This window comes from Paenibacillus konkukensis (assembly GCF_023523925.1).
Lineage (GTDB): Bacteria > Bacillota > Bacilli > Paenibacillales > NBRC-103111 > Paenibacillus_S > Paenibacillus_S doosanensis.
Genome location: NZ_CP027059.1, coordinates 1,973,307 through 1,987,308, shown reverse-complemented (window position 1 = coordinate 1,987,308; position 14,002 = coordinate 1,973,307). Strand labels below are relative to the sequence as shown.

General features: G+C 56.1%; 11 protein-coding genes. 10 read left to right on the top strand and 1 reads right to left on the bottom strand.

The window, feature by feature from the left end; genetic code table 11:
- Positions 1-130 precede the first annotated feature (130 nt).
- The 5 genes from SK3146_RS08610 (at position 131) to SK3146_RS08590 (ending at position 7,123) form a co-directional block, all read left to right on the top strand.
- Positions 131-307 (top strand): hypothetical protein, encoded by a 177-nt coding sequence (locus SK3146_RS08610; protein WP_249864689.1) that lies wholly within the window; start codon positions 131-133, stop codon positions 305-307.
- A 216-nt stretch (positions 308-523) separates the two neighbouring features.
- A complete protein-coding gene (locus tag SK3146_RS08605) occupies positions 524-2,482 on the top strand; it encodes an FAD-dependent oxidoreductase (protein ID WP_249864688.1) in 1,959 nt (652 codons plus the stop codon).
- A 688-nt stretch (positions 2,483-3,170) separates the two neighbouring features.
- The gene (gene hisS / locus SK3146_RS08600) at positions 3,171-4,427 is read left to right on the top strand and encodes a histidine--tRNA ligase (protein ID WP_249864687.1); all 1,257 of its coding nucleotides are present in this window, start codon (positions 3,171-3,173) and stop codon (positions 4,425-4,427) included.
- A gap of 34 nt (positions 4,428-4,461) precedes the next feature.
- On the top strand, positions 4,462-6,237 hold the full coding sequence (gene aspS / locus SK3146_RS08595; RefSeq protein ID WP_249866233.1) for an aspartate--tRNA ligase: 1,776 nt from the start codon (positions 4,462-4,464) through the stop codon (positions 6,235-6,237).
- Between the two features lie 127 nt (positions 6,238-6,364).
- Positions 6,365-7,123, top strand: a complete 759-nt coding sequence (locus SK3146_RS08590; protein ID WP_249864686.1) for a tRNA threonylcarbamoyladenosine dehydratase — start codon at positions 6,365-6,367, stop codon at positions 7,121-7,123.
- Between the two features lie 78 nt (positions 7,124-7,201).
- On the opposite strand, the gene SK3146_RS08585 is transcribed toward SK3146_RS08590, so the two are convergent.
- Positions 7,202-8,137, bottom strand: coding sequence for a helix-turn-helix domain-containing protein (locus tag SK3146_RS08585; protein ID WP_249864685.1), 936 nt, complete (start codon positions 8,135-8,137; stop codon positions 7,202-7,204).
- Between the two features lie 311 nt (positions 8,138-8,448).
- Between SK3146_RS08585 and SK3146_RS08580 the strand changes: the two genes are divergently transcribed.
- From SK3146_RS08580 to SK3146_RS08560, 5 genes are all read left to right on the top strand, one after another.
- A complete protein-coding gene (locus SK3146_RS08580) occupies positions 8,449-10,512 on the top strand; it encodes a glycoside hydrolase family 65 (RefSeq protein ID WP_249864684.1) in 2,064 nt (687 codons plus the stop codon).
- Between the two features lie 64 nt (positions 10,513-10,576).
- Entirely contained in the window at positions 10,577-10,780 is a 204-nt protein-coding gene (locus SK3146_RS08575; protein ID WP_249864683.1) for a hypothetical protein, read from the top strand.
- Between the two features lie 56 nt (positions 10,781-10,836).
- Positions 10,837-11,931, top strand: a complete 1,095-nt coding sequence (locus SK3146_RS08570) for a Gfo/Idh/MocA family protein (protein WP_249864682.1) — start codon at positions 10,837-10,839, stop codon at positions 11,929-11,931.
- Positions 11,928-12,827, top strand: a complete 900-nt coding sequence (locus SK3146_RS08565; protein ID WP_249864681.1) for a sugar phosphate isomerase/epimerase family protein — start codon at positions 11,928-11,930, stop codon at positions 12,825-12,827. The genes SK3146_RS08570 and SK3146_RS08565 overlap by 4 nt, the downstream gene beginning before the upstream one ends.
- A gap of 1 nt (position 12,828) precedes the next feature.
- Positions 12,829-13,992 (top strand): DUF6807 domain-containing protein, encoded by a 1,164-nt coding sequence (locus SK3146_RS08560; RefSeq protein WP_249864680.1) that lies wholly within the window; start codon positions 12,829-12,831, stop codon positions 13,990-13,992.
- The last annotated feature ends 10 nt before the right edge of the window (positions 13,993-14,002 follow it).

Here is a 14,002-nt window from a genome sequence, read left to right as displayed (position 1 = left end):
TTGTGACGCCGCCGAGCAAGCATAGGTGGCCTGCGGCATAATGACTCTTTGAACGGTTAGGTTTTAGCGGATTTGGACAAACTAGCAGTAAGAGTTCGCTACTTTCGCCTGTACAAGGAGATCATACTTTATGCATCAATCCGGCAAAGAAAAAGCGGCCGTTCAACCGGAGCAGCAGCTGTTATTTTGCAGCGTGGAGGAATCGCTCGGCATGATTGCCGCGGCGCTGTGCGATAACGAGCTGTCCGCAGGCTATTCTTCCGTCAGCGAGCAGTTGAAGAGGCAGCACCGCAAAACATTTCGATAAAATACGGCAGGCCCTGCGGGATCAAGGTTCCCACGGGGCCTGTTTCTTTTCCAAGCCGCCGCGGTTATGTTACACTTAGTCTAGTTTTGTTTCAAGCCGCACGGGCGGCGCAAACGAATTGAAACATTTGCCATGATTGGTCCGTATATAGTAGTTGGATCATCGTTGCATACAATTCGGCAACAGCTTCAAAAAAAATAGCTTGAGAGGTGCGTAATGGGGAAAGCAGGTTATTCGACCGGCAATGCCAGGGGGTGGCTGTTAGCAATCATCGCTCTGGTCTTGGTGGCTGCCGTAGGGGCTGCGGTCTATATGTTCACAATGAAAAAGGGGGCTTCGCCCGGAAACGGCAAATCGAAGCAGCAGGCGTTAATGGAAGTCAAATCGTCCAAGGATATTAAAAGCAGCTATGATGTCGTCGTCGTCGGCACCGATCCGGAGGGTGTGGCTGCGGCCATTTCCGCGGCGCGCAACGGGATGAAGACGCTGCTGGTCGACGGCAAAGACCGTACCGTGCTCGGCGGTCTGATGACGGAAGGCTGGCTGAACAGCATCGATATGAACTATGAACCTGCCAAAGGGGTGCTCGGTACCCCGGAGATTATGAATAAAGGTATTTTCGGCGAATGGTACGGCAAAATCGAGGGCGATTCCTTCGATATTACGACGGCGGCCAATGCTTTTTACACAATGGTCGCCAAAGAGAAAAACATCGACTTGCTGATGCAGGCCAAATCCATTGAGCCGACTGTCGCCAAATCGGCGGATACGACAACCGTTACCGGTGTGACCGTCACCAAAGCGGACGGTACGAAGCTGTCGATTCAAGCGAAGGCGGTTATCGATGCAACCCAGGACGGAGATATCGGAGACGCGGCCGGCGTGCAGTTTACTCACGGCAGAGAAGACTTGGGCGATGTGAAGAGCCGGATGGCGGTGACGGCGGTATTCCGTCTGACGAATATTACTCCGGAGCGTTGGAAGCAGTTCGCCAAGACGATTGCCGATGAAGACAAGGGTCAGCAGAAGTACGGCATCAACGCAATGAGCCTGTGGGGCTTCGACAAGATGCAGAATTATCCTGCTGTCAACAAGGAGCGCGTCAGAATGCGCGGCCTGAACGGCGGCAGACAGAACGATAATACGATGCTGGTGAACGCGCTGCAAATTTTCGGTGTCGATCCGTTCGATCCGAAGTCTAAGCAGGAAGCGCAACAGATCGCCAAGGACGAGCTGCCTCACGTGCTGGAATATCTTAAAAAAAGCTACCCCGACTTTGAAGGCGTCGAGCTTGACGGCATCGCTCCCGAGCTGTATGTGCGCGAATCGAGACATATGGTCGGCGAGTACCGGCTGTCGATCATCGATTTGCTCGAAAACCGCGACCAATGGGATCGCATCGCCTTCGGCGGCTATCCGGTCGATATCCAGCGGACAAGCCCGGCCGATAACGGAGCCGTCGTCATCGATCCGGACAAATATGCGATACCGTTTCGCAGCATCGTGCCGCTGAAGGTGGACGGACTGCTCGTTGTCGGCAGAGCGGCGAGCTATGACACGCTGCCGCACGGCAGTGCGAGGGTCATCCCGGTTGGCATGGCCGAAGGTGAGGCGGCCGGCGCGGCCGCCAAGCTGGCGATAGAGCAGAACATGACGTTCCGTCAAATGTCGGCATCGAAGGAGACGATAGCGAAGCTGCAGGATACGCTGAACAAGCAGGGAATGGAACTGAAGCCTTACTCGCTCAAGCCGGCTCCGTTCATGGAGAATAAATCTTACGAAGGCTTGAAGACGGCGGTCAGTCTCGGTTTGGCGACTGGCGGGTACAAAAACGAATTCAATTTGGACGGCGCATCGAACGAGCAGCGGATGGTCAATCTGCTGAACGGCATGCGCAAGTTTAACCCAGAAGCTCTGGCAGGCAATCCGGCGGCGCCGATTGCAGGTCAGAAGGAGCCGGACAAGCAGCCGCTCAGCCTGGATACAGCCGCCGCTATGATCGCGGCGCTCTTGAAGCTGGACGCTTCGCAAGGAGAGGCGCTTAGCGCACTGCAAGCCAAAGGCTATCTGAACAAGCAAACCGTCGACGGCATCGGCAAAAAGCAGGAGCTGACCAACGGCGATACGTACATGCTTATTAACGACGTATACAAAAAGGTAAAACCGGCAAAATAAGCGGGATTGGACGATCGTGCCGTTCCGACGGCGAAATTGGCTTGACTTTGTCAAATTTCGATATTACAATAGTGCAAAGAATCCATGAAGTGATACTTGATCCGTTGACGGGACAAAGTAATTCGAAAGCCCGCATAGTCAGAGAGGGAAGTCCAGGCTGCAAGCTTCCTTATGCGAATCGAATGAACAGACCTCCCCGAGGACAGGCAGGGAACCGCGGACCGATTGTCCGTGCAGTAGCTGCTTCGCGTAGAGCGGGCGTTAACCGCATGAGTGTGAGTCTTCCAACGATATGATTAAGGATATCGTGGCGGACTCGAATCGTGGGTGGTACCGCGGGAAGATATCGTGAACCGAGTCTCTCGTCCCTGGCTTTGAGCGCCGGGGGCGGGAGATTTTTTAGTTGTTTAGGAAATGATGCGCAGCAATTTCCTGTGGATATCCGGGTTCTCCCCCGAAAGTAAAGTCTACCCATAGAACGATCTCAGAGGAAGGTTAGACGGCGATCCAGCTTAGGCTGGATGCGGACGGAATAAGCTTCAGAGCATCACGTCACTACCCTGGAAATTACTCTTGGTACCCCATTTCCATTGTCTGTGGTGCCGCGTCGGCGGCATGGATGGCTTTTGGGGGGATTTGTTCGTTGTTCAGCCGGATTTCTGGAAGTCAATGAAAGGAGTGGCTATAGATGAATATTCAAAAGCCTAAGGGAACGCAGGATTTGCTTCCCGGCGAAGTCGAGAAATGGCAGTACGTAGAGAGCAAGGCCAGAGAACTGTGCCAAAGATTCAATTACCGCGAAATCCGCACACCGATCTTCGAGCACACCGAGCTTTTCCAGCGGGGAGTCGGAGAGACGACAGACATCGTGGAGAAAGAAATGTACACGTTCCTGGATAAGGGCAACCGCAGCATCTCGCTGCGTCCGGAAGGAACGGCGGGCGTCGTTCGCGCCTATGTAGAGAACAAGCTGTACGGCGAGCCGGACGTCAGCAAGCTGTACTACATCGGGCCGATGTTCCGCTACGAGCAGCCGCAGGCGGGAAGATACCGCCAGCTGCATCAGTTCGGCGTGGAAGCGTTCGGTTCGGCCGATCCGAGTATGGATGCGGAAGTGATCGCGCTGGGGTATACATTCTACAGCGAGGTCGGCATCAAGGACGTGACGGTGGAGATTAACTCCGTCGGCAATCCCGCCGTGCGGGCCGTCTATCGTGAGAAGATTCAGCAATTTTTCGCCCCGGTGAAGGAGAAGCTGTGCAAAGACTGTCAATCGCGCTTCGACCGCAATCCGATGCGGATTCTCGATTGCAAGATCGACCAGAAATACGGCGAAGGCGCGCCGACCATTCTGGAATATTTGGACGAGGAATGCAGCGTCCACTTCCAGGCGGTTCAGGATTATCTTAAGGCGATGAGCATCCCGTTCCGCATTAATCCGCGCCTTGTGCGGGGACTGGACTATTATACGCATACCGCTTTCGAATACAAGGCGGCCGGCATCGGCGCCATTGACACGATCGGCGGAGGGGGCCGCTACAACGGACTCGTCGGCCAGATCGGCGGCACGGATCAGCCGGGCGTCGGCCTGGGCCTGGGCCTCGAACGCACGCTGCTGGTGCTGCAGGCGCAAGGAGCCGAGATCCCGGTAGCGAGGCCGCTCGACGTCTATCTGGTCGGGCTCGGCGAGCAGGCGGAGAAAGAGCTGCCCCGTTTGCTGCATGAGCTGCGCCAAGCGGGATTAAAGGCGGAGAAAGATTACTTGGGCCGCAAAATTAAGGCTCAGATGAAATCAGCCGACCGGTATCAAGCTCATTATGTCGCCATTCTCGGCGAAGACGAGCTGACCCGCGGCGAAATTACGGTGAAAACGATGGCCACCGGCGAGCAGCAGACCGTCAAGCTCGATGAATTTGCGGCGATCATGCGCAAGCTGAGCGAATAATTATTTTTAACCCTATGGAGGTAGATGAATCATGATGTTAAAAACGCATCATTGCGGAGCTTTAACGAAAGCGAACATTGGAGAAACGGTCATTTTGAACGGCTGGGTGCAGCGCAGACGCGACCTCGGCGGCGTATTGTTCATTGACCTGCGCGACCGCAGCGGGATCGTGCAAATCGTTTTCAACCCGGATTTCTCCGGCGAAGCGCTGAGCATTGCCGACCGCGCGCGCAACGAATTCGTGCTTGCGGTAACCGGGAAAGTCGTAGAACGCGACTCGGAAACGATCAATCCTAACCTGGCGACCGGCGAAATCGAAATCCGCGTGACGGACATCGAAATTATGAACCCGGCCAAAAACCCGCCGTTCTTTATCGAAGACGGCATCGAAATCGACGAGTCCTTGCGCTTGAAATACCGTTACCTCGATTTGCGCCGTCCGGAAATGCAGCGCACGCTGATGCTTCGCTCCAAAGCGGCTAAGGTATTCCGCGATTTCCTCGACGAGAACGGCTTCCTGGAAGTGGAGACGCCGATCTTGACCAAGAGCACGCCGGAAGGCGCGCGCGATTATTTGGTGCCGAGCCGCGTGCACCCGGGCGAATTTTTCGCGCTGCCGCAATCGCCGCAAATTTTCAAGCAATTGCTGATGGTCAGCGGCTTGGAGCGCTACTATCAAATCGCCCGCTGCTTCCGCGACGAAGACTTGAGAGCGGACCGCCAACCGGAATTTACGCAGGTGGACATCGAGACTTCGTTCCTGTCCCAAGACCAGCTGCTTGAGATGATGGAAGAGCTGGTCGTTCGTCTGATGAAGCAAACGGCCGACGTCGAGATCGAGCGTCCGTTCCAACGCATCAGCTATGCGGACGCCATGGGCAAGTACGGCTCCGACAAGCCGGATTTGCGCTTCGGTCTGGAGCTGCAGGACGTGTCCGACATCGTCTCTTCGTCCGGAGTGAAAGTATTCGCTTCCGTCGTCGAGAAGGGCGGTCAAGTTAAAGCGCTGAACGCCAAAGGCTGCGGAAGCTGGAGCCGCAAGGAAATCGACGATCTGGGAACCTTCGCGGCGCGCTACGGCGCCAAAGGCTTGGCGTGGGTCGTGCTGAAGGACGGAGAGATGAAAGGACCGATCGTCAAGTTCTTCTCCGAGCAGGAGCTTGCAGCGCTCAAGGAACGTCTGGGTGCGGAGGAAGGGGATTTGCTGCTCTTCTCCGCGGACACGAAGAAGGTCGTTGCCGACGTGCTGGGCAACCTTCGTCTGAAGATCGGCCGCGAGCTCGGCTTGATCGACGAGAGCAAGTTCAAATTCGCCTGGGTCGTAGACTTCCCGCTGCTCAGCTACGACGATGAAGCGAAGCGCTATGTAGCCGAGCATCATCCGTTCACCCGCCCGAAAGAAGAAGACGTCGAGTTTTTCCATACCGATCCGGGCCAAATTCGCGCGCAAGCTTACGACCTTGTTCTGAACGGGTACGAAGTGGGCGGCGGCTCGATGCGGATTTACAAACGCGAAGTGCAGGAGCTGATGTTCCAATCGCTCGGCTTCTCCAAGGAAGAAGCGCAGGAGAAATTCGGCTTCCTGCTGGAAGCTTTCGAATACGGCACGCCTCCGCACGGCGGCATCGCCTTCGGCTTCGACCGTCTGGTCATGCTGATCGCCGGCCGCACCAACCTGCGCGAGACGATCGCTTTCCCGAAAACGGCCAGCGCAACTTGCTTGCTGACAGACGCGCCGGGCACGGTGGACGACAAGCAGCTGGAGCAGTTGTCCATCCGCTTGGCCTTGAAGCAGCCTGCTTCCAAGTAAGCCGGTCTGCCTGGCGGCGGGCGAAAGGGGCCGGAGCAATCCGGTTCCTGAAGCTCCGATTTGCCGTTATCGACTCGCAAACCGAGACAAATCTTCCCACCACCTGATTCATAAGGAGGGCAGCCGGATGCTGCACCAGTTTTCTAGAACGGAGCTTGCTATCGGACCGGAAGGCCTGGAGGTTATGCGCAACAGCACGATAGCCGTGCTGGGGATCGGCGGCGTAGGCTCGATGGCGGCCGAGGCGCTGGCTCGAACGGGAGTCGGCCGCATCGTCCTCATCGATAAGGACGTCGTCGACATTACGAACGTCAACCGCCAAATTCATGCGCTGTTATCGACCGTGGGTCAGCCGAAAGCGGATTTGATGCGCGACCGCATTTTGCAAATCAATCCGGAGTGCGACGCGATCGCGCTGCGCATGTTCTACACCGAAGAGACGTATGAGAAGCTGTTCGAATATCCGCTCGATTATGTCATCGACGCTTCCGATACGATCAGCTACAAAATTCATCTGATCAAGCAGTGCCTGCAAAGGAACATCCCGATCATTTCCAGCATGGGCGCCGCCAACAAAATGGACCCGTCAAAGTTTCAAGTGGCGGACATTTCCAAAACGTCGATGGACCCGCTGGCGAGAGTGATTCGTCAGAAGCTGCGCAAAGACGGGATTAAGAAGGGCGTCAAGGTCGTCTTTTCGACCGAAGAGCCGATCAAGCCGCGCCAAGACGTAACGCAGCGGATCGTACCGGACAATGCGCCCGAAATCCGCAAGGCGCAGCAGCCTCCGGCCAGCAACGCGTTCGTGCCGCCGGTTGCCGGCCTTATCGCCGTCGGCACAGTCGTGCAGGATTTGCTCGCCAAGGCGAAGGATAAGCCGCAATAACAAGCAAACAAGCATGGCCGCTTAAGAACCGTTTCTTAAGCAGGCCATGCTTGTTTTATTTTTGCGTTCGTTCATATGCTATTTTTCAGAGATGCCGATTTCGTCCTCATCCATATGTAATAAGCTTCCGTCACAGCGAACGGCGGCCGGATCGTCATACTTCCGGTATTCCTGCGGGGTCATGCCGGTTTTTTGGCGGAATAGCGTATGGAAAAACTTCATGTCCTGATAGCCTACGGCCCCGGCGGTTTGCTGCACGGTCATCGTCGTTGATTTGAGCAGGGCGCAGCATTTTTGAATACGTAAATTTTGCACATAGCAGGTGAACGAAGTTCCCGTGTTTTGCTTAAAGAGACGCTGAAGATGGCTTACGCTTAGAAAGGCGTGCTCGGCAACCTGCTTTAAATTGATATCCTCATGAAAGTGGCGCTTAATGAAATGAAGCGCTTCCTGGACTTTGCAATTCATTTTCTCCGGAAGCAGCGAAATGGTCGTATCCCGATGAAGCATTGCCATCGTTTGGGTGAGCAGCGACTGAACGATTACCTCGTAGCCGGGCAGCCGCAGCCGGTATTCCGACAACATAGTATGGAACAGCTCGGTATACTTGCTTTCCTTGTCGTAATGATACAACCATGGCTGCTGTAGGCGCGAAGGCTGGTGCAAAGCATCGTGCAAAGCGGAGCCGGGCGGCGGAAAATTCGCAGCCGCGTTCAAAGCTTCCGGACGGAAGACGCAGTTGATGATGGCAAAGCTGCGAACTTTGTCCGGGGACGGCGGACGGTATACATGCGAGGTGCCGACGGGGAGCAAATAAATGTCGCCCCGTTTGACGGGCACCACGGTATCGTTAATAAACTGGTAACCGACCCCCTCGGTCACATAGCTGATCTCGATAGCGTCGTGCGTATGCTGGGGAATGCTAAACGCCTCATAGGCGCGGTTGACGAAAATATTCATCCCCGGACGAAACCGTTTCTCTGAATTGAACACTTCGGAAGCCAAAGTTTGCATGAACGTCCCACCTCCGGTAAATGTGCGAAATGTGAAAGAAGACCGGAGCTACTATAGAGAACGCAACTCGCAGCGGCAGTCATGAGAGCGTTTCCTTTTTTGCTCGGTTGAAAAATTGGATGGCGCTGGATCTCAGTTTGTTCTCATTATAAGCGGAGGCCTATGCGGTTATCAACCTATATCTACACTTATTTTATAGGTGAGGTTAGTCAAAATGAGGTGGAAGCCCTATAAATTTCGTGTATCTCCCCCATATGTCAGGTCATCAGATTGGTATAATAATTTATAATTAAGCATAAGGAGGCGCCTACTTGAGCATTCATCGTAAAGCGTTAGTGACCAGACATAATCCGGTGATCAGAGAGATTAATCCTTTATCGCCGCTATCAGTCGGGAATGGGGAATTTGCCTTTACAGCCGACTTCACAGGCCTTCAAACTTATCCCGAGCAGTATACGATTCCTCTTGGAACCCAGACGCAATGGGCATGGCACAGCTCCGGCGGCCGGAACGTTTGGCGGCTGAGCGACGTGCGCATGCAGTACCGGGACGAGGAGAAGAAGCTCGGCGGGTATCCCGTTCGCCCGGATGACAAGGAAGAGGCTTACCACTGGCTTCGGCAAAATCCGCACCGTCTGCAGCTGGGCCAATTCGGATTCAGATTTGCGTCGGAGACGGGCGGCGAGGTGCAGCCCGGCCAAATTACGGGCATCGAGCAGCAGCTCGATCTGTGGAGCGGAATATTGACCAGCCGCTTCAACGTAGAGGGTGTGCCGGTGACCGTTGTGACCTGCTGCCATCCGGATGCGGAACAGTTCGGCATCGCAGTGGAGAGCGAGCTGCTGACGCAGGGACGTCTCGCGGTTCATATCGCTTTTCCTGCGCCGGGCATGACTTCCAGAAGCTGGGATCAAACGATCGGGCTTCATTGGGGAGAGCCGGATTCCCATACTACGCGATACATACCGAAGCGAGAAAGAACGGCCGCCATAGAGCGTTTCATGGACGAAGACGGCTACCGGGTGGAACTGGAGTGGTCGCAAGGCGAGCTCAAGCAAACGGCAGCCCATGAATTTATATTATCAAACCGCGGCATCAACGGAAAATTGGAAATGACGGCAGGCTTTTCATTATTAGACGACGTGATAACGCTTCCAACCGTGCAGCAAATGGCCGAAGCGAGCCGCGCCCACTGGGAACGCTTCTGGTCCAAGGGCGGAGCGGTTGAGCTGGCGGACAGCGCGGACCCGAGGGCGATCGAGCTGGAACGGCGCATTGTGCTGTCTCAATTCAATACGGCCATCCACAGCGCGGGAACGGTTCCGCCTCAGGAAACCGGATTGTTGTACAACAGCTGGTTCGGCAAGCTGCATCTGGAGATGCACTGGTGGCATGCGTTTCATTTTCCATTATGGGGAAGGACGGAACTGTTGAAGCGAAGTATGGACTGGTACAGAGACATTCTTCCTTCGGCTCGGGAGATTGCCCGCTCTCAAGGTTATTCCGGCGCGCGTTGGCCTAAGATGGTCGCATCGGACGGAGCTCAGAGTCCGTCGGTCATCGCCCCTCTGCTCATTTGGCAGCAGCCGCATCCGATTGTGCTGGCGGAGCTATGCTACCTGGCGGAGCCGACACGGGAAACGCTGATCCGCTACGGAGACATCGTGCTGGAATCGGCGGAATTTATGGCCTCCTTCGCGGCGTGGGACGATGCGGGGCAGCGCTATGTGTTAGGACCGCCGGTCATTCCGGCTCAGGAGAACCATAAGGCCGAGCATACTTGGAACCCTACATATGAGCTGGAATATTGGCGCCACGGGCTGGAGATCGGGATGGAATGGGCCCGCAGGCTGGGGCTTCCGGTCAGCGACAAGTGGCAGGACGTGTGCTCCCGGTTATCCGAGCTTCCGCAAGAAGACGGAATTTATCTCGCTCATGAGAATTGCCCGGATACGTACACGAAAGCCAATATCGATCATCCTTCCATGCTGGGCGCGCTCGGCATGCTCCCCGGCAAGAAAGTCGATCCCGAAGCGATGCGCAGAACGCTTCAGCGCGTTATGGACAGCTGGCGCTGGGACGACACATGGGGCTGGGATTACCCGATGGCGGCCATGACGGCGGCCAGACTGGGAGAAGGTCATTGGGCGGTCGATCTGCTGCTCAAGGATGTGACCAAAAATACCTATCTCCCTAACGGACATAACTACCAGCGTCCGGGGTTATACGCCTACTTGCCGGGGAACGGCGGACTGCTTACCGCTGTGGCGATGATGGCTTGCGGCTGGCAGGGCGGTCCCGAGCGGCATGCTCCCGGTTTCCCGGACGACGGCTCATGGACGGTCCGCTGGGAAGGGCTGAACGCCTGGATGTAGGAAGCCGTGTAGGAAGCCGGCCCGGCAATGGAAGCCGCTGCAGGAAAATAGGGAGAAACGGTCGATGATCAAAAACTTGCTGATTCTATGCGGTCTGCTGTTAATTTTGCTGGTATTGTGGATTGCGGCGGGGCTGTGGTTTACTTCGGTCTACGGTCAGGCGGGCTTCGGCGGCACTTTGATCATAGGGTTCGTGACGATTCCGCTGGCGCTGCGGCTGGCCGTGACGAAGCTGTTCAAAGCGGGCGGAAAAACGCCTGATTTATAAAAGGGTTCATCAACGGGAATGAAACTAAGCGAACGATATAGGAGGAACTATCGGCCATGACATCGAATGGAATCGGATACGCCGTCTTCGGGCTAGGGGTCGGCAAGAGCCATCTCGCCAGCGCCGTCAAAGCGGAAGGATGCGCATTCGTCGCGATCTGCGATATGAACGAAGCCGTGCTGAACAAGCTTGGCGACGAATACGGCATTGATCCGGCAAATCGTTATACGAGCTATGAGGAGCTGCTGAAGCGCGACGATATCAAGGCGGTGAGCATATGCACCCCGAGCGGCTGGCATCGCGATCACACGGTACAGGCGCTGCGCGCAGGCAAACATGTGTTGACGGAGAAGCCTCTGGAAATTCGTCTCGACCGAATCGACGAGATGAACCGGACCGCGGAAGAGGAAGGACTCTACCTCGGCTGCGTCTTCCAGAACCGGCTCGCGCCTGCGAACCGGTTCATCAAGGATACGCTTGACAGCGGGAGGATGGGGAAGCCGATCACCTGCAATTTTCACCTCAAATGGTACAGGGACGACAACTATTATGCCAAAAACGGCGGATGGCGAGGCACCTGGGAAATGGACGGCGGCGGCGCGATCATGAACCAGACGATCCACACCGTCGATTTGATGCAGTGGTTCATGGGGCCGGTGCGGAGCATTTTCGCCAAAGCGGGCACTTACAATCATCCTATCGAAACGGAAGATACGGCCGTCGCCGTAGTGACGTTCGAAAGCGGGGCGATCGGCACCTTGATCGGAACGACATGCGCTTATCCGGGATTGGAAGTGTCCGCGCAAATTCATGGCTCCCGCGGTTCGATTTACGCTAAAAACAACAGGATCGAACTGTTTAAAATGGCTGATGACGACGAGCAATTTTCGGAGGAAGCCCGCATTATTGCCGCATACGGCAGCGGAGCCAAGTCCGCTCCGTCTTCGCCGCAAGCGGGAGGCGGCCAGCCGAAGACGGGGCACGCCGGTCAGGTGCAGGATATGATCGAGGCAGTGATCCATCATCGGCCGCCGATGATTGAAGGCAGGGAGGGCAGAGCTTCGGTGGAAATCGTGCAGGCGCTGTACGAGTCGGCGAGAACCGGCCAAGAAGTATTTCTGCCTTATACGCCGGAGGGGAGCGGGCGATGAGCGGGAAGACGAATCGCGGGCCGAGCCGTCCGCTCCAAGTCGGCTGCTGCCTGACGGCCGGCTCCTTCATGCCGCAGAGCGGCGGGACGTCCGCTTCCTCGGATCGCTTGGAAGAGAGACTGTTTCAGGACATTTCCGGCCTGCTCGAAGCCGGATACGATTACGCGGAGCTGACGGTAGGCTCGCTCATTCAGCTGTCCGAGGAGGAATTCGATCGTCTGGCGGTCAAGATGCGCGAAGCCGGAATTACGATTCCGGTATGCAACAGCTTTATTCCGGCTTCCTTGAAGCTGACGGGACCGGAGGTTCACCGCGAGGCGGTGGAAAGCTATGTGGATTTGGCGATGAAACGGGTTCGGGCGCTTGGCGGGGAAATGATCATTTTCGGCAGCGGCGCGGCCCGAACCGTTCCCGAAGGATATCCGGTGGAGCAGGGGCTGGAGCAGATCAAGCAGTTTCTTGCCATGTGCGACTTCTATGCGGACAAATATGAGGTTGCCGTCGCCATCGAGCCGCTGAACCGCGGCGAAAGCAACATCATCAACCGGGTCGAGCAGGCGCTGGATTTGGCCGAAGAGCTGCAGCTGCGCCATATTAAAGTACTCGCGGACGCATACCATATGCATCTTGAGCAGGAGTCTCCGGACATCCTTCATCGCGCTGCGGCGGGCAATCGGCTCGCCCATGTGCATTATGCGGAGTATGACCGCAGCTTTCCGAGGGAGAGCATTCCGGACGGAGTCGATATTCCGGGTTTGCTCGAAGCGCTGCAAAAGAGCGGTTACAAGGGCCGCATATCCGCCGAATGCATGACGGAAAACCCGTCGCATCAATGGAGCCCGTCGCTCGGCTATATCAGATCGCTCTTGGAACAAGCCTATGAAAGAGGGGAATAGCATGTCAACTATAACGTTACAAGTATCGGCGGGAAGCCACCATCGCGAGTTTTGTCCCGTATCGGTCCGCTTCCCGGCGGATACGCCGCTGCTCAAGGATGCAGAAGCCGGCGGCCTAGAGCTTGCGGACGCTTCCGGAAACCCGGTTGCATGTCAATGGGAAGCGCTAGGAGAAGAGGTGGCGCTGCACTGGATCGTCGATCGGCTTGATGCCGGCGAGAGCCGCAACTATATTTTGCGGCGCCGAGAGGAAGGAACGACGCCGGGCTCCGCTTCCGCTTCGTCCGCTCAAGGCATCCGTCTGATCGAAAAAGAGCATGCCGTCGACATCGTCATCGAAGGGCAATTATTCACGTCTTACGTATTCGATCCTGCGGTCGCGAAGCCTTACCTCGGTCCGATCATGGGCCCGTACGGCGAAAGCTATACGAGATTGGATTTCGAAACCCGGGAGCATCCGCATCATCGTTCGCTCTGGCTTGCTATCGGGGACGTGAACGATATCGATATGTGGAATGAGCCGAAGGAACGGCACGGCAAACAAATAGTAACAAGCTTCGGTGAAAAAGCCGCAGGCTCGGTCTTTGCCAGACTGACGTCCACTCAAAACTGGTGTTCCTACGGAGGCAAGCCGCAGCTGAGCGAGACGCGCACGATGACGTTCTACAATACCCCGGGCGAAGGCAGGTTCATCGACCTCGACTTCGTCCTGACGGCTAACGGCCGCGTCGAGCTCGGAGCGACCAAAGAAGCGGGACCGCTCGGCATTCGGGTGGCCGAATCGATGAAAGCGGAGAACGGGGGCGTGATCCGTAATTCCTACGGCTCCGTCGGAGAGAAGGAATGCTGGGGCCAGCGGGCCGTATGGTGCGACTATCACGGCGAGGTGGGCGGACATACGCTCGGCATCGCCGCCTTCGACCATCCGGATAACGCCGATTTTCCGACTTATTGGCATGTCCGGGATTACGGGCTTCTCGCCGCCAACAATCTGTATTTTCTCGGGGGCAAGCTGCTGCAGAAAGGGCAGTCGATCCGCTATAAGCACCGGATATATTTCCACGCGGGCGATACCGCAGCAAGCAAGGTAGCGGATAAATATCAGGATTATATTCATCCTCCGGCAGTCACATGGGCCGAAGACGGATTGCGCATCACACAGTAAAGCTAGGGGG